21 protein-coding genes and 1 pseudogene are annotated in these 22,354 nt (G+C 47.2%); 11 read left to right on the plus strand and 11 right to left on the minus strand.

The window, feature by feature from the left end:
* Both QUA70_RS18345 and QUA70_RS18350 read left to right on the plus strand, forming a co-directional pair.
* A pseudogene (locus QUA70_RS18345) lies at positions 1 to 321 on the plus strand (photosystem II q(b) protein); the annotation flags it as partial.
* A gap of 424 nt (positions 322 to 745) precedes the next feature.
* On the plus strand, positions 746 to 1,486 hold the full coding sequence (locus QUA70_RS18350) for a GerMN domain-containing protein (RefSeq protein ID WP_333349091.1): 741 nt from the start codon (positions 746 to 748) through the stop codon (positions 1,484 to 1,486).
* 115 nt (positions 1,487 to 1,601) lie between these two features.
* Here QUA70_RS18350 and QUA70_RS18355 read toward each other — a convergent pair whose 3' ends face one another.
* From QUA70_RS18355 to efp, 3 genes are all read right to left on the minus strand, one after another.
* Positions 1,602 to 1,994 (minus strand): ArsR/SmtB family transcription factor, encoded by a 393-nt coding sequence (locus tag QUA70_RS18355; protein WP_006631662.1) that lies wholly within the window; start codon positions 1,992 to 1,994, stop codon positions 1,602 to 1,604.
* 30 nt (positions 1,995 to 2,024) lie between these two features.
* Positions 2,025 to 2,582, minus strand: a complete 558-nt coding sequence (accB, locus tag QUA70_RS18360) for an acetyl-CoA carboxylase biotin carboxyl carrier protein (protein ID WP_333331796.1) — start codon at positions 2,580 to 2,582, stop codon at positions 2,025 to 2,027.
* A 199-nt stretch (positions 2,583 to 2,781) separates the two neighbouring features.
* Positions 2,782 to 3,339, minus strand: a complete 558-nt coding sequence (efp, locus tag QUA70_RS18365) for an elongation factor P (RefSeq protein ID WP_242718109.1) — start codon at positions 3,337 to 3,339, stop codon at positions 2,782 to 2,784.
* 384 nt (positions 3,340 to 3,723) lie between these two features.
* Here efp and QUA70_RS18370 point away from each other — a divergent pair, with 384 nt between their 5' ends.
* The 3 genes from QUA70_RS18370 to thiL all read left to right on the plus strand — a co-directional run bounded on the left by QUA70_RS18370 (position 3,724) and on the right by thiL (position 6,429).
* Positions 3,724 to 4,848, plus strand: coding sequence for a peptidylprolyl isomerase (locus QUA70_RS18370; protein ID WP_333331802.1), 1,125 nt, complete (start codon positions 3,724 to 3,726; stop codon positions 4,846 to 4,848).
* Positions 4,849 to 5,086: 238 nt separating this feature from the next.
* The gene (locus tag QUA70_RS18375) at positions 5,087 to 5,401 is read left to right on the plus strand and encodes a hypothetical protein (protein WP_333331805.1); all 315 of its coding nucleotides are present in this window, start codon (positions 5,087 to 5,089) and stop codon (positions 5,399 to 5,401) included.
* Positions 5,402 to 5,433: 32 nt separating this feature from the next.
* Positions 5,434 to 6,429 carry a thiamine-phosphate kinase gene (thiL, locus tag QUA70_RS18380; protein WP_333349093.1) on the plus strand — a complete coding sequence of 332 codons (996 nt, stop codon included), beginning with the start codon at positions 5,434 to 5,436 and terminating at the stop codon, positions 6,427 to 6,429.
* Between the two features lie 214 nt (positions 6,430 to 6,643).
* On the opposite strand, the gene QUA70_RS18385 is transcribed toward thiL, so the two are convergent.
* The 3 genes from QUA70_RS18385 to QUA70_RS18395 all read right to left on the minus strand — a co-directional run bounded on the left by QUA70_RS18385 (position 6,644) and on the right by QUA70_RS18395 (position 9,212).
* Positions 6,644 to 7,300: a hypothetical protein gene (locus QUA70_RS18385; RefSeq protein ID WP_333331810.1), complete on the minus strand. Its 657-nt coding sequence runs from the start codon at positions 7,298 to 7,300 to the stop codon at positions 6,644 to 6,646.
* A gap of 283 nt (positions 7,301 to 7,583) precedes the next feature.
* Positions 7,584 to 8,756: a cysteine desulfurase family protein gene (locus QUA70_RS18390; RefSeq protein ID WP_333349095.1), complete on the minus strand. Its 1,173-nt coding sequence runs from the start codon at positions 8,754 to 8,756 to the stop codon at positions 7,584 to 7,586.
* A gap of 54 nt (positions 8,757 to 8,810) precedes the next feature.
* Positions 8,811 to 9,212, minus strand: coding sequence for a DUF7682 family zinc-binding protein (locus tag QUA70_RS18395; RefSeq protein ID WP_333331816.1), 402 nt, complete (start codon positions 9,210 to 9,212; stop codon positions 8,811 to 8,813).
* A gap of 191 nt (positions 9,213 to 9,403) precedes the next feature.
* Between QUA70_RS18395 and QUA70_RS18400 the strand changes: the two genes are divergently transcribed.
* The gene (locus QUA70_RS18400) at positions 9,404 to 11,068 is read left to right on the plus strand and encodes a DUF655 domain-containing protein (RefSeq protein ID WP_333349097.1); all 1,665 of its coding nucleotides are present in this window, start codon (positions 9,404 to 9,406) and stop codon (positions 11,066 to 11,068) included.
* Positions 11,069 to 11,167: 99 nt separating this feature from the next.
* Complete coding sequence (locus QUA70_RS18405; RefSeq protein ID WP_333349098.1) at positions 11,168 to 11,884, plus strand: Uma2 family endonuclease; 717 nt, start codon at positions 11,168 to 11,170, stop codon at positions 11,882 to 11,884.
* Positions 11,885 to 11,987: 103 nt separating this feature from the next.
* Here the strand turns inward: QUA70_RS18405 and cax are convergent, their stop codons facing one another.
* Positions 11,988 to 13,088 carry a calcium/proton exchanger gene (gene cax, locus QUA70_RS18410; protein ID WP_333331949.1) on the minus strand — a complete coding sequence of 367 codons (1,101 nt, stop codon included), beginning with the start codon at positions 13,086 to 13,088 and terminating at the stop codon, positions 11,988 to 11,990.
* 194 nt (positions 13,089 to 13,282) lie between these two features.
* On the opposite strand from cax, the gene QUA70_RS18415 reads away from it, so the two are divergent.
* Positions 13,283 to 14,053, plus strand: coding sequence for a Uma2 family endonuclease (locus tag QUA70_RS18415; protein WP_333349101.1), 771 nt, complete (start codon positions 13,283 to 13,285; stop codon positions 14,051 to 14,053).
* Positions 14,054 to 14,137: 84 nt separating this feature from the next.
* Here QUA70_RS18415 and QUA70_RS18420 read toward each other — a convergent pair whose 3' ends face one another.
* From QUA70_RS18420 to QUA70_RS18435, 4 genes are all read right to left on the minus strand, one after another.
* Positions 14,138 to 14,758: a DUF6391 domain-containing protein gene (locus QUA70_RS18420; protein WP_333349103.1), complete on the minus strand. Its 621-nt coding sequence runs from the start codon at positions 14,756 to 14,758 to the stop codon at positions 14,138 to 14,140.
* A 177-nt stretch (positions 14,759 to 14,935) separates the two neighbouring features.
* Entirely contained in the window at positions 14,936 to 15,649 is a 714-nt protein-coding gene (locus tag QUA70_RS18425; RefSeq protein WP_333331829.1) for an MORN motif-containing protein, read from the minus strand.
* Positions 15,650 to 15,751: 102 nt separating this feature from the next.
* On the minus strand, positions 15,752 to 16,504 hold the full coding sequence (locus QUA70_RS18430; RefSeq protein WP_333331832.1) for an MORN motif-containing protein: 753 nt from the start codon (positions 16,502 to 16,504) through the stop codon (positions 15,752 to 15,754).
* Between the two features lie 183 nt (positions 16,505 to 16,687).
* A complete protein-coding gene (locus tag QUA70_RS18435) occupies positions 16,688 to 18,094 on the minus strand; it encodes a hypothetical protein (RefSeq protein WP_333349105.1) in 1,407 nt (468 codons plus the stop codon).
* A gap of 197 nt (positions 18,095 to 18,291) precedes the next feature.
* Here QUA70_RS18435 and QUA70_RS18440 point away from each other — a divergent pair, with 197 nt between their 5' ends.
* From QUA70_RS18440 to gpmI, 3 genes are all read left to right on the plus strand, one after another.
* Positions 18,292 to 19,482 carry a transposase gene (locus QUA70_RS18440; RefSeq protein ID WP_333331838.1) on the plus strand — a complete coding sequence of 397 codons (1,191 nt, stop codon included), beginning with the start codon at positions 18,292 to 18,294 and terminating at the stop codon, positions 19,480 to 19,482.
* Between the two features lie 172 nt (positions 19,483 to 19,654).
* Complete coding sequence (locus QUA70_RS18445) at positions 19,655 to 20,326, plus strand: retropepsin-like aspartic protease (RefSeq protein ID WP_333331841.1); 672 nt, start codon at positions 19,655 to 19,657, stop codon at positions 20,324 to 20,326.
* 429 nt (positions 20,327 to 20,755) lie between these two features.
* Positions 20,756 to 22,354 (plus strand): 2,3-bisphosphoglycerate-independent phosphoglycerate mutase, encoded by a 1,599-nt coding sequence (gene gpmI / locus QUA70_RS18450; protein ID WP_333349107.1) that lies wholly within the window; start codon positions 20,756 to 20,758, stop codon positions 22,352 to 22,354.

Genomic DNA, 22,354 nt, shown 5'->3' on the forward strand with positions numbered 1-22,354 from the left:
TTCGGTCGTTTGATTTTCCAATACGCTTCATTCAACAACAGCCGTTCTTTGCACTTCTTGTTAGGTGCATGGCCAGTAGTCGGCATCTGGTTTACCGCTTTGGGTATCTCCACGATGGCTTTCAACTTGAACGGTTTCAACTTCAACCAATCGATTATCGACTCTCAAGGTCGTGTGATCAATACTTGGGCTGATGTGATCAACCGCGCTAACTTGGGTATGGAAGTAATGCACGAGCGCAATGCTCACAACTTCCCGCTTGATTTGGCTGCTGGTGAGACAACTCCCGTCGCTTTGGTTGCTCCTTCTATCAATGGCTAAGTTTTAGTCCTCGATAACCAAAAGCGCTCCTAGAAATAGGGGCGCTTTTTGTTTGGGGAAAAATATTTTTAGAGACCTGTTTCTATCCGTTAAATCCCTTAAATCCCTTACCCCCCTTACCTCCGTTGCCTTCCTTCTTGCTTTTTACTTATTTTTTCTTCCTTTATTCTTTAATTTTTTATGATTACTATAGAATATAGCCACTAGGCCGATCGAGATACTGTGACATACTCCACGGGCGAAATCTTATATTATGGTCTAGGATTCCAATAGTCGGATTCAGAATATGTTGGGCTTGCTATAAAGTGTTCGCTAGCAGCAATGCAATTGTGTCAATTCCAGAATCTAACCATAGACAAATGTAGCTGATCAAGAGTCGCTCCTCACCGTCCCAAGCGCTCTATCTGTAAGGAGAATTTGTATTATGAAAGATGGACAAGAAGTACGCCGCGTCTCCACAGCCGTCATTGCCGGTGTTTGCGGGTTGGCTTTACTGACGGGAGGGGGCATTGCCTGGTGGACCGCTAACCGTTCGCCAACCCCCGCAGATACGCCGTCTTCTGCTCAGACTACCGCTCCGCCGCTGTCCCCAAGTCCTGCGGAATCCCCTGTTGTAATTATCCCGGTGCCCCCTCCAACTCCTGTCCCAGCGCCTACTGCTCAGACGCCTAATGCTCAGACGCCTAACGCTCTGGTTCCCAAGTCGCCACAGCCAAAGCCTTTGCAGAAAACCGATGTCCAGATAGTGCAAGTCTACTGGGTTAAAGATGCGAGCGGCAAATTTGAGGGAGTTCCTACGAAAGTAGCTGTCAAACAAGCTGGCCAGCCTGATGCAGCTTTACAAGCTGCTTTTAACAGTTTGTTGGCTGGGCCGAAGGATGGAAATGTTTCTAGCGAAATTCCTAATGGGACAAAACTCAGGGGTTTGAGTGTTCAGAATGACGGAGTTTATGTCGATTTGTCGGCAGAATTTACTTCGGGGGGAGGGAGCAATTCGATGACTGGCCGGTTAGGGCAAGTTATCTATACGGCTACGAGTTTACAACCGAATACCAAGGTTTGGATTTCGGTGGAAGGCAAGCCTTTAGAACTTTTAGGTGGCGAAGGTTTGGAGGTGGCTCAGCCGAGTACCCGCCAAAGTTTTGACAAAAATTTTCCCCTTTAGTAATTATGAGTCATTAGTTAGGAGTGATTAGTCATCGGTCTCCAGGCCGAGAATAGGAATTGATAACTGATGACTCATGACAGAGGATTGAGGACTGAGGACTGGCAACTAATTTTCAGTGCTTCGTAGTTAGGCTAAATGCCCGAAAGTGGAGGGCTTGCTGTTCGATCCGGCTGGCAAGCCGATCGCACACCATATTACACAGCTCAAAAATTAACTCGTCTTGCACCTTATAATAAGCGGAAGTCCCTTCACTCCGGCGAGTGAGGATACCAGCTTGGAGCATGAGTTTTAGGTGCTTAGAAACATTGGCTTGACTCGTTTGAGTAGCTTCCACCAATTCTTGCACGCATTTTTCGCCGTCGCGAAGCAAGTTCAAAATTCGTAAACGCATGGGTTCGCTCAAAATACTGAAATACTCAGCAACTTGTTGCACAACCTCTTGCGGGACAGGCTGGGATGACTTCATCAAACTCACCGGAGAGAAGTGATCGGGAAATATTAGCATTTATTCTGTCCATAACAATAAAGTAATCCTTCAATCCGGATTAATTCGCATCAACACTTGACCGTATTCGACAGGTTCGCCATTTTGAACTAAAATTTCCATCACTTGACCGGACACTTCATCAGCATCGATCTCGTTCATCAGCTTCATCGCTTCTATAATACAGACTGTCTGGCTGACCTTGATGCGATCGCCCACATTGACAAAAGGCGGCTCGTCGGGAGCAGCAGCACGATAAAAGGTTCCTACCATCGGCGAGATAATTGGCACCCATTTCGTATCGACAGAAGCAGTTACCGCAGCAGGTACGGCGACAGGGGCGACGGGTACAGGGACAGCCATATCCGCTGCTAAATTTTGGTCAACAGCAGGAGGTGACGCTAAGGTGGGGCTAGCAACAGCGCCCAACGCGATCGGAGCGACTGTAGCCACGGCAGCAGGGAGCGCAGCATCGGTGTTTGATGAACTTGCCAGACTGCCTTTGCGTACTGTCAGTTCAATATCCCCACTTTTTAAGGTCAGTTCCGAAATGCCAGTTTTGTCTAATACAGTTAGCAGTTCGCAAAGCTGGTTTAAGTCTAGTTGCACAGCAGATTCAAGGGTAATTGAGAATTGAAAATTGAGAATTGAAAATTGAAAATTCAGAATCAGGCGAAGCTAGGAGCATCAACGCCTTTGAAGGCAAAAGGGATAGTTTTTAAGCTGTGAGCAATGAGTATTGAATTTGGACTTCTTTAACTCATAACTCAGAACTAAAAACTAAAAACTCCCTTTTCCTTCCTCGTTTCTACTCTCGGCCGAGGTACTTGTCTTCACGAGTATCAATCCGAATCCGTTCTCCAATGGAAATAAATAGAGGCACCATAACCTGAGCTCCGGTGGAGACGATCGCTGGTTTGCTGCCACCGGTGGCAGTATCTCCTTTGACTCCCGGATCGGTTTGCAACACTTCCAAGACAACAGAGTTGGGCAGTTCCACTTCCAGGATTTGGTCGTTCCACCGAAGGAGGTTGACTTCCATCCCTTCACTGAGGTACTTGACTCGATCGCCTATTTGCTTAGCATTGAGGCGACTCTCCTCGTAAGTTTCCATATCCATAAAGACGAACTCGTCGCCCTCTTTATAGGTATGCTGCATCACACTCTTTTCCAGGTTAGCTTGAGGCATAGTCTCGCCCGCCCGGAAGGTTTGTTCTACTACGTTTCCGGTTTGGACGTTTTTTAATTTTGTCCGCACGAAAGCCGAGCCTTTTCCTGGCTTGACGTGGAGGAATTCGATAACCCGCCACACGCCGTTATTCCATTCAATTGAAACACCTGGTCGAAAGTCGTTACTAGAGATCATATAAATTTTTGCGGGCAATCCCGTCGCCTTGCGGGCACGGGGGAACTACAGTCAGTCGATTTTAGATTTTAGATTTTAGATTTTAGATTTACTCCACAGATGAATTTGGGAGATTGAACCTTGGTCTAAAATTTTGATCTCTCCACGACAGGAGTCTGGGGATTGTATCCGTTTTTGAGCGGGTCAGGTTAAAGCTGCAGTCTAGCTGACGGCATCAAAAAGCAATTGGCATTTTATTTTACCGTTCAAAGGGAGCAAGTGCTGTACTGAAAGCTAAAAACCTCTCAAGGGAAGGAAGTTCGGCAACGAATTGTGTAGGGCATTTAAGGGATAGAAGGCCGACAGCGCTGTGGGAAGATAATAGAGGCAATAAAAGTTAAAGTTATGTTGCATTGGCCTAATTTCTCGATCGATACGTGCAAGCGCTGGGTCAAAACCGTCGCTTTAGCGCTCTTGCTGTTCACTCTCTCTCTGAGTTTCAGTGCAGTCTCCCATGCCAAACGCCCCAGCAGCAGTATGCCTGCAGGGAATGCGATTACGGACGGGCGGGCGCTGCTGCGCTTCGCTTTACCTATTGACAATCAGACTGTGCGAGAGTTGCAAATCAGTCTCGAAGACATTGGCAACCACATACGGTCTAAACGTTGGGGGCCGATTAGCAGTGATGTCAGCAAGGCTTCCAGGATTCTCAACCTTCGGGAATCTGATCTTTTAGAGAGTATTCCCGACGCCAAAAAGCCGGAAGCTGAAACTCTAGTTGCAGGAGTCAAGGAGAAAATTGCTCAACTGGAAAAGGCTGTTGAGGCTAAAGACAAGGAACAAGTGATTGACTTGAAAGCCACAATCCTAGGTTCGCTAGGCGAAATCGAAGAGTTGATGGTGACAAAGTTTCCCTTTGAAGTGCCTGCCAAGTATGCTAATCTGCCTCAACTCAAAGGGCGCGCTACTGTCGCTGTACAAACTGAAAAAGGGGAAATTACTGTTGTGGTTGACGGCTACAGCGCCCCGGTTACGGCTGGTAATTTTGTGGATTTGGTCGATCGAGGTTTTTATGACGGTTTGCCGTTTATTCGATCGGAAGAATCCTACGTTTTGCAAACAGGAGACCCCGAAGGCAAGGAAGTCGGTTTTATTGACCCAGCTACTGGTAAATACCGGAATGTGCCGCTAGAAGTGCTCGTCAGGGACGAAAAAGAACCTATTTACGGGATTACTCTAGAAGATGCGGGGCGTTATCGCGACGAGCCTGTTTTGCCTTTTTCTGCTTTCGGTACAGTGGCCATGGCCCGTACCGAAACTGACCCTGATAGCGCTTCTTCTCAGTTTTTCTTTTTCTTGTTTGAACCTGAACTCACGCCCGCCGGTCTAAATCTGTTGGACGGCCGCTATGCTGTTTTTGGTTACATGATTGAAGGAAAAGAAGTTTTGGAGCAACTGAAGCAGGGAGACAAGATTGTATCTGCTAAGGTAGTTAAAGGAATCGAAAATTTGGTGCGACCTCAAGTTTAATTAATGACGGCGATTGAAATCGCTTTTACACCAAAGTGACGGTGATTTCAATCGCTTTTACACAAACAAAGCCCGCCTGGGCGGGCTAAAAAAATCAATAGCGACTGCAATTGAAATCGTTTCTAGATGGTGAGGGAGATTGAAATCACTTCTGCACAGATTAATCCCGCATCAGCGGGGTGGAAGAAGAGATAATTTTTATACTTTCCTTATTGAAATTAGGAATTAAATCGAGAATATGGCTATTTTACAATTTTTATTGGTAATAGGTTTGGGTGGATTCACAGGATTGTTGATTATAAAAAATGTGAATGAAAACAAGCAAAAGCAGCGGTTGGATGAGGCTTTTTATGAGTTGTTGGAAACTCAAAACAGTCAAATTTCGTTGATTCAACTGGCGGCTAATGCTAGGGTTGAGGCTGAAGTTGCTCAGCAGTATTTAACTCGGCAAGTGAAGATTTTTTCGGCGATTTTAGAGGTAGATGATGAAGGGGATACTTTTTATAGGTTTCCTAGGTTGCGCTTGCCGCCGAGTTCGGGTAAGGAATGGTGAAGTGAGAAAGTGCGATCGACTAATTCAAAATTATGCAAGTTAAAGATATCGGTGAACAAGGTCTTTTAAGAAGATTACAAAAATTCTGCCCCGCAGAGATAGTTGGTGATGATTGCGCTGTCATGGCTACAACTCCCAACCAATCTCTCGCTATCACTACAGATATGTTGGTGGATGGAGTGCATTTCAGCGATCGCACTACGGGGCCTTATTACGCAGGATGGCGCGCTGCTGCAGCGAATTTGTCGGATCTCGCGGCGATGGGAGCAACACCTCTGGCGGTGACTGTAGCCCTCGCTGTGGCGGCGGATACGGCTGTGCTTTGGGTTGAAGAGTTTTATCGGGGGATGACGGCTTGCTTGCAAGAATATCATACGCCGATCATCGGTGGCGATGTTGTGCGATCGCCCGTGGTGACTGTGGCGATTACGGCTTTTGGACAAGTTGAGTTCGATCGTACCATTAGTCGCTCAAATGCGCGATCAGGCTGGGCGATTGTTGCTACTGGGGTTCACGGAGCATCGCGCGCGGGATTAGAATTGCTGTTAAATCCAGAATTCGGGCAAAATCTTACAGAAGTCGATCGAACTTCTTTAATTCTCGCTCACCAGCGCCCTAAACCGAGGCTGGATGTTTTGCCGGTTGTTTGGAAAATATTGGGTTGTGAAGGTGAGTTTTCCATCGCAGGAATGGACAGCAGCGACGGTTTAGCTGATGCGATTATTCAAATTTGTCGGGCTAGCGGTGTTGGCGCAAAAGTCGATCGCACAAAAATACCAATTCCCGATATTTTCAGCGAAATCGTATCCACCGAAAAAGCTCTAGATTGGGCATTATACGGCGGGGAAGACTTCGAGTTAGTGCTGTTTTTGCCGATCGCAAATGCTGAGTTATTGGTAGAAAAAATAGGAAATGGAGCCGCGATTGTGGGAATCACTACGGAGAGCACCGATATCTGGTTGACTGATAGCAGCGGTATTTATCCTGATGCTGGATTAAAGCTCGATCAAGGATTTCAACACTTCTGAATTATCTCTTAGTCCGCATAGGCGGACTTGGTTTGTGTAGAGGCGGTTTCAACCCCCTGGTTTCTGCTTTCGGTTGGTCTCTTGGGGTTTTTCTAGGTTGATTTGGTCAAGTTTTTTTAAATCAGCCCAGCTTATTTAAGGTTCCTACGTTATTGAACCGGAAAGCCTCTAGAGTATAGATTGTTAAAGTTTCCTCAAAAAAGCCGATCGCCCGTTACATCTTTTCCGCCACCGAACCCTTGATTCTGTTATTGTAGGCAGTAGCCAGATTATTCTGGGTTTGCGTCCATTTTTCACTACCGGGTTCGCGATTATTTAAAACTATTTGATAACCCGTAATTGCAATTTCAATATTATTCGATCTATTACCACTAGGAAAATCACTAATATGAACACTCAAATTTTCAATAATACCGATAATTGAGCTAATGGTTTCTGAGTTTTCGCCGGCAATTAACTTCTGCGCCACTTGCTGTAAAGTCTCGGCAAAACTGGCATTAAGGAGATGTTGTCGCCCTTCCAGCATGGGGTAAATTACTGCTATATCCCCGTTGCTATCTTGTTCTGCTTGCAATAATTCTAGGAAAAAATTTGCATACTCTTGGAAATTTTCACTGGCAGAGTTATTGCTATCTACGTCATCGTTCATATCGATGAGGGGCGCTAGGTAACGGGCTAGATGTCGGAGGAATTTAGCGCCATTTTCCCCTCCTTGTTCTGCCAAGGTTGATGCTACTAACTCGCAAGTTTCCAGAAATCCGCGATCGAGTAATTCTGAGTTATCCTGTAATATTTGCGGTTCGTCTCCCTTGGGGGCATTCAGCAGGGTGTGAATTAATTGCAGATAGGCTTGGGCGCGGTTTTCTTCCATTTTGGGGAGTTGTGAATAACACCGGGATTTATTTTATCATGCTTGGGGGTGGGGCGAAACCTGGTTTTTGTGAGCATACTTCGTTACTGTCGGCAAAAATGCTAAAAAACCTGGTTTATTGGGAATTTTAACTGCAGATGTCGGCGGATGGACGCAGATGAATTGCGTTTACTCTTGGAGACATGGGTGCGTCGAAACCTGGTTTTTTCGAGAATACTTCGTTACTGTGCAAAGAGATGGACAAAAACGCGGTTTCTTTGGTTTTTAACCGCAGATTTTCCTGCTAACGTCTAGATAATGCTACCTTGGGCATTAATCTATCCAAAATTTGCTCGATCGCCATTACTGTCCAATCAATATCCGCTTCTGTGGTTTCTCGTCCCAGACTCAAGCGAATTCCGCCAACTGCCATAGTTTTGCTATATCCCATTGCCAATAAAATCGGACTGGGAGTTATTTTGCCGCTGTTACAAGCAGAACCAGAACTAATCCCTATCCCTGCTAAATTTAGCTGTCGTACTAAAGTTTTGCCTGTCACTTTCCCTGTGTCACCGTCGGAAGAAACAATGCAAAAACTGACGTGGTGCGGGAGTCGGAAATATCGATCGCCAGTTGGTACTAAACTGGGTACATGAGCTAATCGGTCAAAAAGTCGATCGCGCAATTCAATTAATCTGGCAGTTTCCCCATCTATTTCCTGCAATGCTAACTCCGCCGCCACCCCAAAACCGACGATTGTCGGCAGCGCTTGTGTCCCGGAACGCATTTTCAATTCTTGGCCGCCACCGCCTAACATTGGCACTAATTCTACTCCCGGACGCACGTAAAGCGCGCCTGCACCTTGCGGCCCGTAAAGTTTGTGACTCGAAAGGGAAAGCAAGTCTACGGGGAGTTTCTGCACGTCAACTTGCAGCTTGCCGGCTACTTGAACTGCATCGGTATGAAACATGATATTGCGATCGCGCGCAATTTGTCCCAATGCCTCGATTGGTTGCAGCGTGCCAACTTCGCTTTGTCCGTAAATGATTGAAATTAACACTGTATTCGATCGCAGCGACTCTTGCAAATCCAAAGGGTGAATTCGCCCAAATTTATCCACGGGTAGGCGCGTCACTTCCCATCCCAACTGTTCGAGTTGTCGCGCCGGTTCTGCTACTGCGGAATGCTCTACGCTGGAGATAATAATATGCTGCGGCTTTGTATAAAGACGGGCAATTCCCATTATTGCCAAATTGTCCGCTTCAGTGCCGCCACTGGTAAAAATCATCGATTCCGGTAGCGCGTTAATTAAGCTAGCAACCTGCATTCTTGCTAATTCTAAAGCTGTCGCCGCCCTTTGTCCCCACTCGTGCAAACTGGAAGGATTCCCCCACTGCTGAGTCAGGGCTTTGTGCATGGCTTGAATCGCTTCTGGGCGTGCGGGTGTTGTGGCGCTATAGTCGAGGTAAATTTGCATGATTTTAAATAACTAATGACTAATGACTGATGACTAATGACTGATGACTGATGACTAACTTCCTGGTTTGCAGACGTTGTAATCTTCGTGCGACAAAACTTTTTGGGGAAGTAAGAAAGTGCCGCAATCTTCACAAAGCATTCTGTAGTTGCGAGTTACAGGAATACTGATTATCAAACGGTTGTGACGCAGGCGTTTGCCGCCGAAATCTCTGTAATTCTTATTTTCGCCCAAAGCTGCTATAATTGCGCGGGCTTTAGTAACTACTTGGTCGGGCAGACCTCTGAGATCGATGATATCTCTAGCAAATGATGCTTCCCTCTCTTGTTTTTTGGTTTGTTTTTGTGTCAGCACTTCAACGTAATGCTGCTGCGCCACCAACTCTTGCGTGCAGCGATGGCACGCTTTACCATATCCTTTGTGACCGCACGGAAAAATTCTTTTTCTTTTAGCCATAAAGCAGCGGTATAGGGTTTGACCCACGCCCCTGAATGCTGCTACCCTACCAGTGATGCTTCCGGCATCGAGGCAGTTCTACAAGACGCAAAATCTATTCCCTTGCATAAATTTAATAGGTTGTAACTTTACTTGATCCAATAGATTTGAACTTTGGGAAGGCTAATAACCTCTATATTTTTTAAAATTTTGTGACTGTATTGTATTATCATTTACTCGGTTTCTGTTGTGCTGGGCTGATGGCGCTCAATCTGGTGGGCTGCGGACAAACAAAGCAAGACGTGCAGAATTTACCTCTGAGTCTGGCTCCACTGCCTCAAGACCCCTTGTTGCAAGTATACTTCAATCAGTCGATCGCTTCGAGTTATACAGAGCCTTACCGCCAGCAAACTAGACCTGGAGATGATTTAGAAAACTTGATCGCTGTTGCGATCGCTAATGCTGGATCGACGGTAGATGTAGCGGTTCAGGAGTTTCGCTTGCCCGGTATTGCGAGGGTTTTGGCCGATCGGCAGCGATCGGGAATTAAAGTGAGATTAATTGTCGAACATATGTATAGTCGCCCTTGGAGCGATTTTACAGCGCAGGAGTTAGCGAAATTACCGGAAAGAGAGCGCGATCGTTATAGCGAATTTGTGCAACTTGCCGATACCAATAAAGACGGTAAATTAACGGTCGATGAAATCAAGCAAAATGATGCTTTGGTAATTGTCAAGGATGCGGGGATTCCTATAATTGATGATACTGCTGACGGCAGTAAAGGCAGCGGTTTGATGCACCACAAATTTGTGGTAATTGACGGCAAAACCGTAATAGTCACTTCTGCTAATTTTACCACAAGCGATATACACGGCGATTTCAAGACAGCAGCAAGTCGTGGCAATGCGAACAATTTACTGAAAATTGAAAATGCTCAAGTAGCGCAACTATTTACTCAAGAATTTAACATCATGTGGGGCGACGGGCTCGGAGGCAAACCGGACAGCAAGTTTGGTATCAAAAAGCCCTTTCGTCAAGTGCAAAAAGTAAGAGTAGGGAATTCGACAGTTGCGGTGCAATTTTCGCCGACTTCCCAGACTTTGCCTTGGGAAAAAAGCGTTAACAGTTTGATAAATCGAACTTTGGGTAGTGCGAAAAAGTCGGTTGATTTGGCATTGTTTGTATTTTCGGCTCAGCGGTTGTCAAATACTTTGGAAATTGAAGCTAGCCGGGGAGTTGCGGTGCGAGCTTTAATTGACTCTAATTTTATTTATCGCTCTTATAGTGAAGGGTTGGATATGATGGGGGCGACTTTGATGCAAGATTGCGGGTTAGAAACTGACAATCGCCCTTGGAGAAAGCCGCTGACTACCGTGGGAGTGCCGCTGTTACCAATAGGCGATCGCCTGCACCACAAATTCGGCGTTGTAGACGGCAAAACGGTGCTTACAGGTTCTCACAACTGGAGTGAAGCTGCAAATCACGGGAATGACGAGACGCTGCTGGTGATCGAGAGTCCCACAGTTGCAGCCCATTTTGAGCGGGAGTTCGATCGGCTTTACAAAGGTGCAACCTTGGGAATTCCCGCCCGAATCAAACAGAGAATTGACGCTAAGAAAAAAGAGTGTGATTCACTACAAGCAGCATCAAAATCGGCGATTGCTAAACCTCAAATTGCTGCGGGTAAAAAGTTAGTTAATTTAAATGCAGCGAGTCAGGAAGAATTAGAAACTTTGCCTGGAGTTGGCCCGAAGTTAGCCGACAGAATTATTGCAGCGCGTCAACAGCAACCTTTTACCTCTTTGGACGACGTGGCGCGGGTTCAGGGCATTGGGGACAAGCTTTTAGAGAGGTGGCGCGATCGAGTAACCTTTTAAGCTAAGTTCGCAGCATCGGACTTCAGTCCTTTCTTATCAAACTCTATATTAGAAAGTGTAAAATTAATTAAGAGAACTCAAATCGGAGCGCAGATAAATATGTCTCAGTCTGTTTTACCAGTTTCGGAAAACGATCGAGTTGATGCTTCGCCAACTTTAACTTTTGAACAATATCTTGTCTATGAGGGAGAACCTGACGTTCTCTACGAACTTCACAGGGGAAAATTAATACCGATAGCCCCAGCAACGGCTTTACACGCAAGCATCTGCGAATTCTTAGTTTATATATTGCAGCGTTACTTAGCTGAACACAATCTCGATTTGGTGGCAAAAACTAATGTGGGAGTGAGAACGGAAGAGAATTCCTCGCGCATTCCTGATGTGATTGTTTGCACTCAAAGTCTTTGGGAACAACTGCTTGCCAGACCCGGTGCTGGTGTTTTCGATTTGGATGAAACGCCAGTGTTAATTGTTGAAGTTGTCAGCCAAAACGAGCGTCAAGATTACGTGACAAAAAGAGCCGAATACGAAAATGCTGGAGTGCCGGAATATTGGATGGCAGACCCGAAACCTAACCGGACTAGGGTCAGGGTTGTAACTTTACCAGAAAATGAGACTGCTTACGAACAAACGAATTTTGTGCCAGGGCAAAACATCGTGTCTTTGCAGTTTCCCGATCTAGTTTTATCAGTGGATCAAATTCTATCTCCCCCACTTGTCGAAGATTTAATCAGACAAGAACAATCTCGATTGCAGCAAGCTGACAGACTGGCGGCGCGCTTGCGGGAGATGGGAATAGACCCGGATGCTATTTAGCAGTAAAGTGCGCTGCGCTTTCGGCGCAATGCACTTCTGCGTGGGAATTAGTTAACAAAATTGAGTTTTTGTGGAACAGGCATCTTGCCTGTTCAACGAGAAATCAAGTAATGGGGTGAAAGTAAAATGCTGCGGCTAACACGATATATGTCGCTAAAAGCAGCACTCCTTCGAGCCAATTAGAGCGCCCGTCGAGACTAATTAGATTAGCAATTGTCACGGCAATAGCAACTGCAACTACTTCAAACGGATTGAAGTTTAAATCCATGGGCTGGTGAATCACTAATCCGATAATTACCAACACTGGTGCTACCAGCAAAGCAACTAGCAAACTAGAACCCATCGCGACAGAAACTGACAAATCCATATTGTTTTTCATCGCCACTCCCACCGCAGTTACATATTCCGCCGCGCCGCCAACAATTGGCAATAGAATTACCCCTGTAAACAGCGGCGTTAATCCCAATCCTTTGGTAGTTTCTTCCACAACACCAACGAAAATTTCTGATTCAAAAGCAACGGCAACAGTTGAGGCAACTAGCACTCCTATCCACAGCCACAAATTCGGTTTGTGTGTACTAGATTCCTCTTTGGTATTTTGAGGATTTTCGGACTCTAGTTCTAGTAAGCCGACTTCGTAAAGATAGCTGTGAGTTTTTAAGGAAAATAGCAGAGTTAGAGCGTAAACTGCAATTAGGACGATCGCAGTTATTAAGGAAAGATTCTGAATCGCTGCGGGTTCGACTCCATTGGACGTATAAATTACCATTGTCGGCAGTAGAATTGCAATCACTGCTAGAGTCATTGTGGAACCGTTCACCCGCGCGATAATCGGTTTAAATTCTTGTTCTTTGTAGCGGATTCCTCCTAGCAGCATGGAAAATCCCATGACTAAGAGCAAGTTGCTGATAATTGTACCGGTTATGCTGGCTTTCACAATGTCAATTAAGCCGGCTTTCAGGGCAACTATTGCAATAATTAATTCCGTAGCATTGCCGAAGACTGCATTTAATAAGCCGCCTATGGAGGGGCCTGTAACGATCGCCACTTCTTCTGTTGCTGTGCTCAACCAAATCGCCAGAGGTATAATGCCTAAAGCGGATGTGATGAAAACTGCGAGGGAACCCCAGTGCAAATACTCAGCGGCGATGGAAAGGGGGATGAAAATTAACAGCGCTATGGAAAGAATCTTTTTGATTGACATAGGAACTCGGATGGTGTAAAGAAGGGTGAGGTCGAGTTGTCGGGGCGATCGCAAAGTTGATTTTACACTATTCAACTATTCTCTGACAATTCTGGTGGCGAGTGCGATCGATAATTGGGAATTTTTAACCGCAAATGCACGCAGATCGAGGCAGATTAAATATAATAGAATTATATCGACATCGGTGAAAAGATATGTCTCAATCTGTAGTGCCAGTTGTTGAATCAAAGCAAATTGATACTTCACCCACCTTGACCTTTGAAGAATACCGATTTTATCAAACGGATTCCGATCTACAATATGAACTGTACAAAGGCAAATTAATTCCGATGCCAACCGCAACAGTTTTATATATAAAAATTTGCGAATATTTAGTTTACCAATTGCAGCGTTACCTAGCGGAACACAATCTTGACTTAGTAGCAAAAACAGGCCTAGCAGTAAGAACAGAAGAAGATACCTCTCGGATTCCTGATGTAGTTGTTTGTACTCAAAGTCTTTTGGAACAAGCTGCTGCTAGAGCTGGTTCTGGTATCCTCGATTTTGAAGAAAAGCCGCTGTTAGTGATAGAGGTAGTGAGTCAAAATCGGCGCGCAGATTATGTGATTAAACGAGCTGAGTACGAACTAACTAACGTGCCAGAATATGTAATTGTTGACCCTACACCTAACAAGGAACTGGTGCGAGTTTTAGCATTTCCTGAAGATGAAGACATCTATACCCAGACTGATTTTGTGCCGGGGCAACAAATGGTGTCTGTAGTATTTCCTAATCTGACATTATCAGTGAATGAAATACTGTCTCCGCCATTAGTTGAAGGGTTGATTAAAACAGAACAATCTCGGTTCCAGGAACTTGAGCAGCAAGCTGCGGTGGAGCGCCAACGGGCTGATGAGCAGCGCCAACGGGCTGAAAGATTGGCGGCGAGGTTGCGAGAATTAGGAGTAGATCCCGATCGTATTTAGGAGCTTTCTGTCAGATCCCCGAATTCTTAAAAAAGTCGTGGATCTGGGTATTCTGTTGTTTGAGGTGGGCTTGATACTGTGCAACTATTCAACCCAACGCACCCGCACAAAATGAGCTTCGCGTCCCCAAAAGTCGTGACTTACAGAAATATCAACAACACTCAAATTAAACGGAATAGCCGTTGTGACGTACCGCTGAGCCAGAGCTCCCACATCAGGAGCTAACTGAGCCGCCGCAGCAGCCGCGGCACCCAAACCGAAAAGTTGCAGAATGGGCCCTCGCGGTAAGGCTAAATTGATGCCAACAGCAAGTCCAGCCGTCAGCAACATTGCCACCGACAAATTCGTGCCACAGCGAGGATGTACAGCTAAATCCCACTCTCCGCTGCCAATCCGCTGCAAAGCTTCGCGCACTGCCTGACGCAACTGTGCAATGTTAACGCGACCGTAAAGATAAAACCCTTGGTCTGTGGACATCCCGCCCAATAACTCATTATCGGTTCTTGCTGTCGTCGCACCAAACGATTGACTTAGTACCCAAACCGTAGCGTGTTCCAAAGCATGAACTTGGCGCAAAGTCAAGACTTCCTTCAAGCCGGGCACAAAATTGAGTTGTCGCAACAAATCAGCATCTTGAGTCCGCTGCGGGGCAAAGTCGAAGGGAAATTGGCCGGTGTTCCCGGAAGCAGAAGCAGTAGTTGTCATATCAAAACGCCTCCATTAACTCCATTAAGTGGATATTTAAGATTAGCAATTGGGTTGAGAAAAAGCCGATCATAAATTCTCAATAGTTTTGACTTTAAAACCTAGCAAGGGCAGGTTTTGTGCAAAAATTATTAGCCATCTACCTGCCCTTAGTAACAGATCGCACTTATTCCCAGTTTATCGTTCTAGCCGCTGGCCCTCACGGAATACTCCCGGAAGTCGCCGGCCTCTGGTATCGATAATTGTGCCCTTGCCGTGAGGCAATCCCTTGCGTAACTCTCCCTCATAGCGGATACCGTTGGAAAACGAACAGTTACCCCTGCCATCAAGTTCTTGAGTATAGAACTGTCCCGAACACCGACTGCCGTCAGCGCGGGTGAACGCTCCCGTACCTAAAGGCTTGCCCCCTAAAAATTGACCCACAAAGCGATCGCCATTGGCAAAAATGAATTGCCCTTGTCCAGTGGGTACTCCTACTTTTTGATCGAGAGAAAACGACCCCACATAGCGATCGCCATTAGTAAAAATAGCTGTCCCGGAACTAACTTTGCCATCTCGGAATATACCCTCGACGCGGGCGTCGTCCTTAAATATAAATTGTCCTCGACCATTTGGTTTGCCCAGACGGAACTGCCCCTCATAGCGATCGCCGTTGGAATATATGTATACCCCAGTGCCACTGGGCAAACCGTTGACGAACTGTCCGATGTAGCTATCACCGCTGTCATAATCGCACCTAACTCTACCTGTAGCGATAGCTGGCACGCAGCGACCGGTTCTAGCTTCTGTTCCTTGCGCCATTGAGGGCAAGGGATAAGTCGCGTAACTACCAATTCCCAACACTGATGCAACTAATAAAGCGATTCCACTGGTCCAAGAACGGGAAATCATCAATCAACTTTCTCCTATGCGCTGTTAGATATTATCTTCTTCTGTCCTTTGTCTTTTGTCCCATTTGTTGTCAAAAGTTGGCTGAAAACCTCAATTTATCCTTTACGAAACTCCGGGCTTGCCGTTGCGAAATACCCCCGGAAAGCGCCTACCCCTAGCATCGATCATCGTCCCGACACCGTGAGGTACTCCCTTTCGCAATTCTCCTTCATAGCGCGTACCGTTGGGGAAAGTGCAGGAGACACTAGCGTCAAGTTCTTGATTAAAAAATCTGCCGGAACAGCGAGTGCCATCTACCCGCACCAATACCCCAGGGCCAAAGGGTGAGCCTGCAAAGAATTGTCCTTCATAGCGATCGCCATTGGTATAAAAAAATTGACCCCGCCCAGCAGGTTGGCTGCTAATGGCATCAGTCTGAACGTTCCTGACGACTGCGAACTCTCCGACGTAGCGCTCGCCGTTGGCAAAAACGACCGTCCCGGATCTCATCGTGCCGTCTTGGAACACGCCTATGTAGCGGGCATCATCTTTAAAAATGAATGTCCCTCTGCCATTTGGCACTCCATTCCGAAAATTTCCTTCGTAGCGATCGCCATTAGCGTACACGTAGACTCCACTGCCATCGGGTAGACCGTTGACGAAATTTCCCTCGTAGTTATCGCCTCCCTCGTAATTGCATTTCACTCTTCCCGTAGGAGGGTTTCCTTGGCAGAAGGGAGAGCGTTGTCCTTCTTCTGGTTTTGGCTGTGGTGTTGGTTGAGCCATTGATGGCTGGGGATTCAAGAGATTAGTAGCGCTGCCGATAGAACAAGCAACTAATATCACCATCCCTACTTTTTGAATTGAACCGAGCATGATCAATCTCCTTTAACTTCAATTACTAATAGGGATTTTCTAGAAGCTAATACTTGCTGAAAAGTCCTCTATTTTTTAATCCCTGTACTAATTTTACCTTCAGGTTTGAGATCTGCCCTAAATGCAAAAAGGCAAAAACTCTAATTTTTGCCTTTAGCATTTTTCCTGCTTTACTGTCAATTTTCAGCGTCGCGCTGAGCTATTCGGATTTGGGAGACGGCTAATAACTGCATTGGCTGGTTGTGTTTGGCGACTGGCGGGTTTTTCGCCCACACCTTTGGCTACCTCAACGCCGTTTTCCTCCAGAATCACGATCGGATCGGCTCCTTGCTTGAGATCGACCCGCTTCACCAACACTTGCCCATTAGACAGCCGCTGCCCGACTTTGACATATCGGCTGGTTGGTTCATTCGGTACTTTGACAATCACTTGCGTCTCGTTCCCGACTTTTACCACCCCGCTGACTTCAGTACCCGTAGCGAGGTCAGTAGAAGGCGGTGGCGGAACTACTGGGATGACGGGAGGAGGCGGCGGATTTGGGTCTACCCACTGGGGCGGGCGCTTGTCTACTGGCAGTTCCGGCAGATCCGGTACTCCTATGGGTCTGGCTGCTATTGGCTGGGGCGGGCGCGGGGGTGCTGGAGGACGGCGAGGCTGCGGATTCCGGGCATCTTGGGCTCTACCTCCTATTGGCCCAGTTGTACCACGACCGGTGCCAGGACCTGTTCTGGCAACAGGATTTGGGTCTCTCCATGGGGGCGGGCGCTTGTCTACTGGCAGTTCTGGCAGATCCGGGACTCCTATGGGTCTAGCTGCAATGGGTTCGAGTCCAGGCGGAGATGTACGAGTACGACCTAACTGAGGAGCATTTAGCCCCGGAACTAGGGGCGGCAAGCCAATTTGTCCCCCGGTGCCTCCGGGTAAAGAACCATTTCTGCCACCGCCACCTAACCGAGGAGCAACTAGCCCTGGAACTTGGGGCGGCAAGCCAATTTGCGCCCCATCACCTCCGGGAAGTAAAGAGCCTCCCGGACCTCGTACTTGCTGAGTGCCTCCTCCACCGCCCGTGGGTGCCCTGGGGATAGTAACCGTCTGACCAGGCCTGTTAAGTGGGGGGGGAGCCAATAACTCCGGAAGATCGGGTAGCACGGCAACTTGTCGCTGTGGCAGTTTGGGGATTTCTGAGGTAATCCCACCCGCTCCGTTGGCTCCTGCAGGGATTTGTAATACGATCGGCGGCAGCGGCCCAAAGGGGTCTAACTGAGAAGGATTAGCTGTCACAGGGCCTTGGGGCACCGGCTGAAGCGGAAGCGTTGGATTCCTATCCTTGTTGTCGCCGATATTTGTTTGAGCCTGTCTTGCTCGTTCGTCTGGGTTGGTCGATCGAATTAACCCTGGAGGCTGGGCGGCTACTATTGGAGACTGGAAAGTCTGAGCTGCTGGGGTGGGGCTGGCAGAGGTGGCCGGAGATGGAGAGGCTGGACTGGGGGTGGGGCTGGGGCTGGCTGTGTTGCTGGCCTCGTCGCCACCGCATCCTCCGATCGAGAAAGCTAGTAGTCCTATAGTCGCAAAATATAAAAGTTTGTGCATTGCCGATCGCCCCCAAATGCTTAATTTCAAGATATCCAACAAGGCTCTGCAATTACAGCCTGTTGCCGTTTATAAGTTTATCAAAAATTTGGATTTTCAACCCCGTCCTTTTAGGACGGCTTTAATTGTAACGTATTAATAATAACTTGCCGAACATTTTATGCTAGGACCTATAGTATAAGATGGGAGGTAAAGTCATGTTAGTTTTTGAGTTTAAGGCATACGGAAAATCGAATCAGTTCAAAGCGGTAGACGAAGCAATTCGTACCGCTAAGTTTGTCCGCAATAGCTGTTTGCGTTATTGGATGGACAACAAGAAGGTTGGCAAAAACGACTTAAATAAATACTGCGCCGTACTAGCTCGCGATTTTCCCTTTGCCGACGAACTCAACTCAATGGCAAGACAAGCTAGTGCAGAACGGGCATGGTCTTCTATCTCCCGATTTTACGATAACTGCAAGAAAAATATTCCTGGTAAAAAAGGGTATCCACAATTTCAAAGAGATGGCCGTTCGGTGGAATACAAAACCACTGGATGGAAACTTGCTGACGATCGGAAATCAATCAACTTTACCGATAAAAAAGGAATTGGACGATTAAAACTAAAAGGCACACGCGATCTACATTTTTACCAAATTAGCCAAATAAAAAGGGTGAGATTGGTCAAACGTGCTGATGGCGTGTACGTTCAATTCTGTGTGGATGTGGATAGGAAAGAAAACACAGAACCATCTGGTACTACGATCGGATTAGACGTGGGATTGAAGGAATATTACACCGATTCAAACGGAACTACGGTTGAAAACCCGAGGTTTTTAAGAAAAGGTGAGAAAGTCCTCAAACGCTATGGGCGTCGCGTATCCAGGAAAGTTAAAGGTTCAATAAACAGGGGCAAAGCTCGGCAGATTCTAGGTAAGCGCCATCTCAAAATAAGTAGACAACGTAAAGACCATGCTGTGAAATTAGCAAGGTGCGTAATCTCATCAAACGATGTAGTCGTCTACGAAGATTTGAGAATCAAAAACATGGTGAAGAATCATTGTCTGGCTAAGTCCATTAATGACGCATCTTGGTATCAATTTCGTGTTTGGCTTGAATACTTTGGGAAAGTGTTTGAGAAAATCACGGTTGCGGTGAATCCCCAATACACCAGTCAAGAATGCTCTAGCTGCGGTAAAATCGTGAAAAAAACGCTATCTACAAGAACTCATGTTTGTCAATGTGGTTGTGTCTTGGATCGGGACGAAAACGCAGCTAGAAATATCCTTAGTCGAGGATTAGGTACGGTAGGGCATACCGGAACCTTTGGTCTTGAACCAAGCAACTCTTTGGGAGAATTAGTCTCTACTGTTGCTGGAGAAATCCTGCCTCAGCAAACTGGCTCGTAGATCAAAGAATCCCCACGCCTTCAGGCTGGGGAGTGTCAAGTGATCGCTTGAAAATTGCCAAGTTTTTCTCATGATCTGATCTGAGGATCGGGCGAGCGGTTTTTGGGAGCGGGTTAGGATATCAGTGGCGGTCGTTGTTCGACATCATTGAATCAATTAAGGTATTTAGATCATGGCAAAAGTGATTCTCAAGCGGATTTGGCGATCGGGCTTTGTTTTTGCGACCGTTTTGGTGGGTGTGGGATCAGTGGGGGGTGCCGAGGTACATTCTCGTTCACATCAGCCCGAAACCCAGGTGATGACATTGGTGTCCGATGTGAGTTCCCAGCAGCACGCGCGGCGCAGCTATCCCGAAGGGAATCGCACTATAACGGGATCGGGATTCACAACTGGCCAATTGTACTCTCAGTTTTGGAACCCATCCAATCCTGCTGCTAAACCCCCAGCAAATCAACCGGCTAAGCCACGGGGGAATCCACAGGTATTTCAAGCTAAAATCAAGCGTCGCGCTGGCGGGACGCCGGTGATTGATGTCGTATTTAACGGCAACAAAACTTTTGAGATGATTCTCGATACCGGGGCGAGTGGCACTTTGATTTCTCAGCGAATGGCTACTGCACTGGGAGTGAGGCCGGTGCGTACCATAAGAGCGGGGATCGCTGACGGTAGCGTTGTCGAGTTCCCGATCGGTCTAGTGCGATCGATTCGGGTTGGCGGTGCTGTGATCCAAAATGTCGAAGTGGCGATCGCCAAACAAATGCCAATAGGTCTGCTCGGTCACGATTTCTTTGGCAATTACGATGTCAAAATTAAAAAAGATGTTGTAGAATTTTATGTCCGCTGAAAGTGAGCGGAGTCGGCAAGCGATTTTTGCTCAACTCGTGTCCTATAAAGTTATTCGCCGCCCGCTCCAGGCTTTTAAATTTATTGGTTGAGGCGGTAGCAAAATGCAACCAAGTGTGGTATTGTTCTTAGTGTTTCAAGAGCCACCTACGGTTAAACTATCCGTGAAATCTGGCCACAAAAGCACGGCTGCTGTTGGTGAGATCGGTAACAGTCTCCGACAACGATTCACAGTACAAGCCAAGGCAATCAATTAAACAATTCGCCAAGCCGATCGAAATAAGTTCCCAAAATGCTGTGGTTGAGGGAATTTTAGTTCGCATTGTTCAGCCGGAGCCTAGAAAATATGTAAACTGATTAGCGGCAGATGTTCCGCAAAATCGGCAATCATGACGATCGAGAAATTAATTATTGTAAATAAGGTATTCACATGGCACAAGCGTCTGTATCTCCTGTAGTGCTGATTATTCTAGACGGCTGGGGTTATCGTGAAGAAAAAGACGGAAATGCGATCGCCGCGGCAAAAACACCCGTGATGGACAGTCTCTGGGCCGCTTATCCCAGAACTCTGATTAAAACATCGGGTCGGGCGGTAGGTCTTCCTGACGGGCAAATGGGTAACTCAGAAGTGGGTCACTTGAATCTGGGCGCAGGCCGCGTGGTTCCTCAAGAGTTGGTGCGGATCTCGGATGCAGTGGAAGATGGTTCTTTGCTCAACAACCGCGCGCTGGTTGGGCTTTGCGAGAAAGTCCGCGCCACGGGTGGCAAGTTGCACCTAACTGGTCTTTGTTCGGAAGGTGGGGTTCATTCCCATCTCAGTCATATTAAGGGTTTGCTGCAATTAGCAAAGGCACAGGGAATTTCTGATGTTTGCATTCACGCGATTACAGACGGCCGTGATACTACTCCGAAAGAGGGTGTCGAAGCTTTAGGCAAAATTGAAAGTTATATCGCAGAGGTAGGGGTCGGTCGGATTGCGACCATCAGCGGCCGCTACTACGCGATGGACAGGGACAAGCGCTGGGATCGGGTGCACCGCGCTTACGAGGTGATGACGACTGAGAGTGCGCCTGACGGTCGATCGGCTGTTGATGTGTTGCAGGCCTCCTATGCGGTCGGAGTGACCGACGAGTTTGCAGTTCCGACTCGGATTTCGCGCGGGGCCGTGGCATCGGGGGATGGGGTAATTTTCTTCAATTTTCGCCCGGACAGGGCTAGAGAATTGACTCAGGCTTTTGTATCTCCCGATTTTAAGGGGTTTGAACGGCAGTTAATTGAGCCGCTGGCGTTTGCGACTTTTACTCAGTACGACCCGAAACTTTCGGTCATGGTGGCTTTTGAACCGCAGAATTTGAACAATATTCTGGGCGAGGTGATTTCTAAGCACGGTTTGCAGCAGTTGCGGACGGCGGAAACTGAAAAGTACGCTCATGTGACTTATTTTTTTAATGGGGGTCTGGAAGAGCCTTTTATCGGGGAACACCGGGAGTTGGTGCAGAGCCCGATGGTGGCGACTTACGATGAGGCGCCCCAGATGTCGGCGGACATGGTGACGGATGGGGTGGTGACGGCTTTGGAAAAGGGGATTTATTCGTTTATGGTGATTAATTACGCTAACCCGGATATGGTTGGTCATACGGGGATGATGGATGCGACGATAATTGCGATCGAAACTGTGGATAAATGTTTGGGGCGGCTGTTGAGCGCCATTAGTAAAGCTGGAGGTACGGCAATTATTATTGCTGACCACGGAAATGCTGAACAGATGTTTGACGAGGACGGGAATCCCTGGACGGCTCACACTACTAACCCAGTGCCTTTTATTCTGGTAGAAGGCGAAGGGCGGAAGATTCCGGGTCACGGAACGGATGTTCCTCTGAGGGCGGACGGTTGTTTGGCGGATATTGCGCCGACGATTCTGGAGCTGTTGAGGTTGCCTCAGCCCCCGGAGATGACGGGACGCTCTATGATTCGATCGGCTGAGTTTGAAGTTCGCGCCAATCGCACTCCGGTGCGAGTCCGATTGTAG

It is taken from the genome of Microcoleus sp. LAD1_D5, from assembly GCF_036702115.1.
Classification (GTDB): domain Bacteria; phylum Cyanobacteriota; class Cyanobacteriia; order Cyanobacteriales; family Microcoleaceae; genus Microcoleus.

Coding starts and splice junctions, on each gene's coding strand:
- QUA70_RS18350 (WP_333349091.1), top strand. CDS start 746: ATGAAAGATGGACAAGAAGTACGCCGCGTCTCCACAGCCGTCATTGCC.
- QUA70_RS18355 (WP_006631662.1), bottom strand. CDS start 1,994: ATGCTAATATTTCCCGATCACTTCTCTCCGGTGAGTTTGATGAAGTCA.
- efp (WP_242718109.1), bottom strand. CDS start 3,339: ATGATCTCTAGTAACGACTTTCGACCAGGTGTTTCAATTGAATGGAAT.
- QUA70_RS18370 (WP_333331802.1), top strand. CDS start 3,724: ATGTTGCATTGGCCTAATTTCTCGATCGATACGTGCAAGCGCTGGGTC.
- QUA70_RS18375 (WP_333331805.1), top strand. CDS start 5,087: ATGGCTATTTTACAATTTTTATTGGTAATAGGTTTGGGTGGATTCACA.
- thiL (WP_333349093.1), top strand. CDS start 5,434: ATGCAAGTTAAAGATATCGGTGAACAAGGTCTTTTAAGAAGATTACAA.
- QUA70_RS18385 (WP_333331810.1), bottom strand. CDS start 7,300: ATGGAAGAAAACCGCGCCCAAGCCTATCTGCAATTAATTCACACCCTG.
- QUA70_RS18390 (WP_333349095.1), bottom strand. CDS start 8,756: ATGCAAATTTACCTCGACTATAGCGCCACAACACCCGCACGCCCAGAA.
- QUA70_RS18395 (WP_333331816.1), bottom strand. CDS start 9,212: ATGGCTAAAAGAAAAAGAATTTTTCCGTGCGGTCACAAAGGATATGGT.
- QUA70_RS18405 (WP_333349098.1), top strand. CDS start 11,168: ATGTCTCAGTCTGTTTTACCAGTTTCGGAAAACGATCGAGTTGATGCT.
- cax (WP_333331949.1), bottom strand. CDS start 13,088: ATGTCAATCAAAAAGATTCTTTCCATAGCGCTGTTAATTTTCATCCCC.
- QUA70_RS18415 (WP_333349101.1), top strand. CDS start 13,283: ATGTCTCAATCTGTAGTGCCAGTTGTTGAATCAAAGCAAATTGATACT.
- QUA70_RS18420 (WP_333349103.1), bottom strand. CDS start 14,758: ATGACAACTACTGCTTCTGCTTCCGGGAACACCGGCCAATTTCCCTTC.
- QUA70_RS18425 (WP_333331829.1), bottom strand. CDS start 15,649: ATGATTTCCCGTTCTTGGACCAGTGGAATCGCTTTATTAGTTGCATCA.
- QUA70_RS18430 (WP_333331832.1), bottom strand. CDS start 16,504: ATGCTCGGTTCAATTCAAAAAGTAGGGATGGTGATATTAGTTGCTTGT.
- QUA70_RS18435 (WP_333349105.1), bottom strand. CDS start 18,094: ATGCACAAACTTTTATATTTTGCGACTATAGGACTACTAGCTTTCTCG.
- QUA70_RS18440 (WP_333331838.1), top strand. CDS start 18,292: ATGTTAGTTTTTGAGTTTAAGGCATACGGAAAATCGAATCAGTTCAAA.
- QUA70_RS18445 (WP_333331841.1), top strand. CDS start 19,655: ATGGCAAAAGTGATTCTCAAGCGGATTTGGCGATCGGGCTTTGTTTTT.
- gpmI (WP_333349107.1), top strand. CDS start 20,756: ATGGCACAAGCGTCTGTATCTCCTGTAGTGCTGATTATTCTAGACGGC.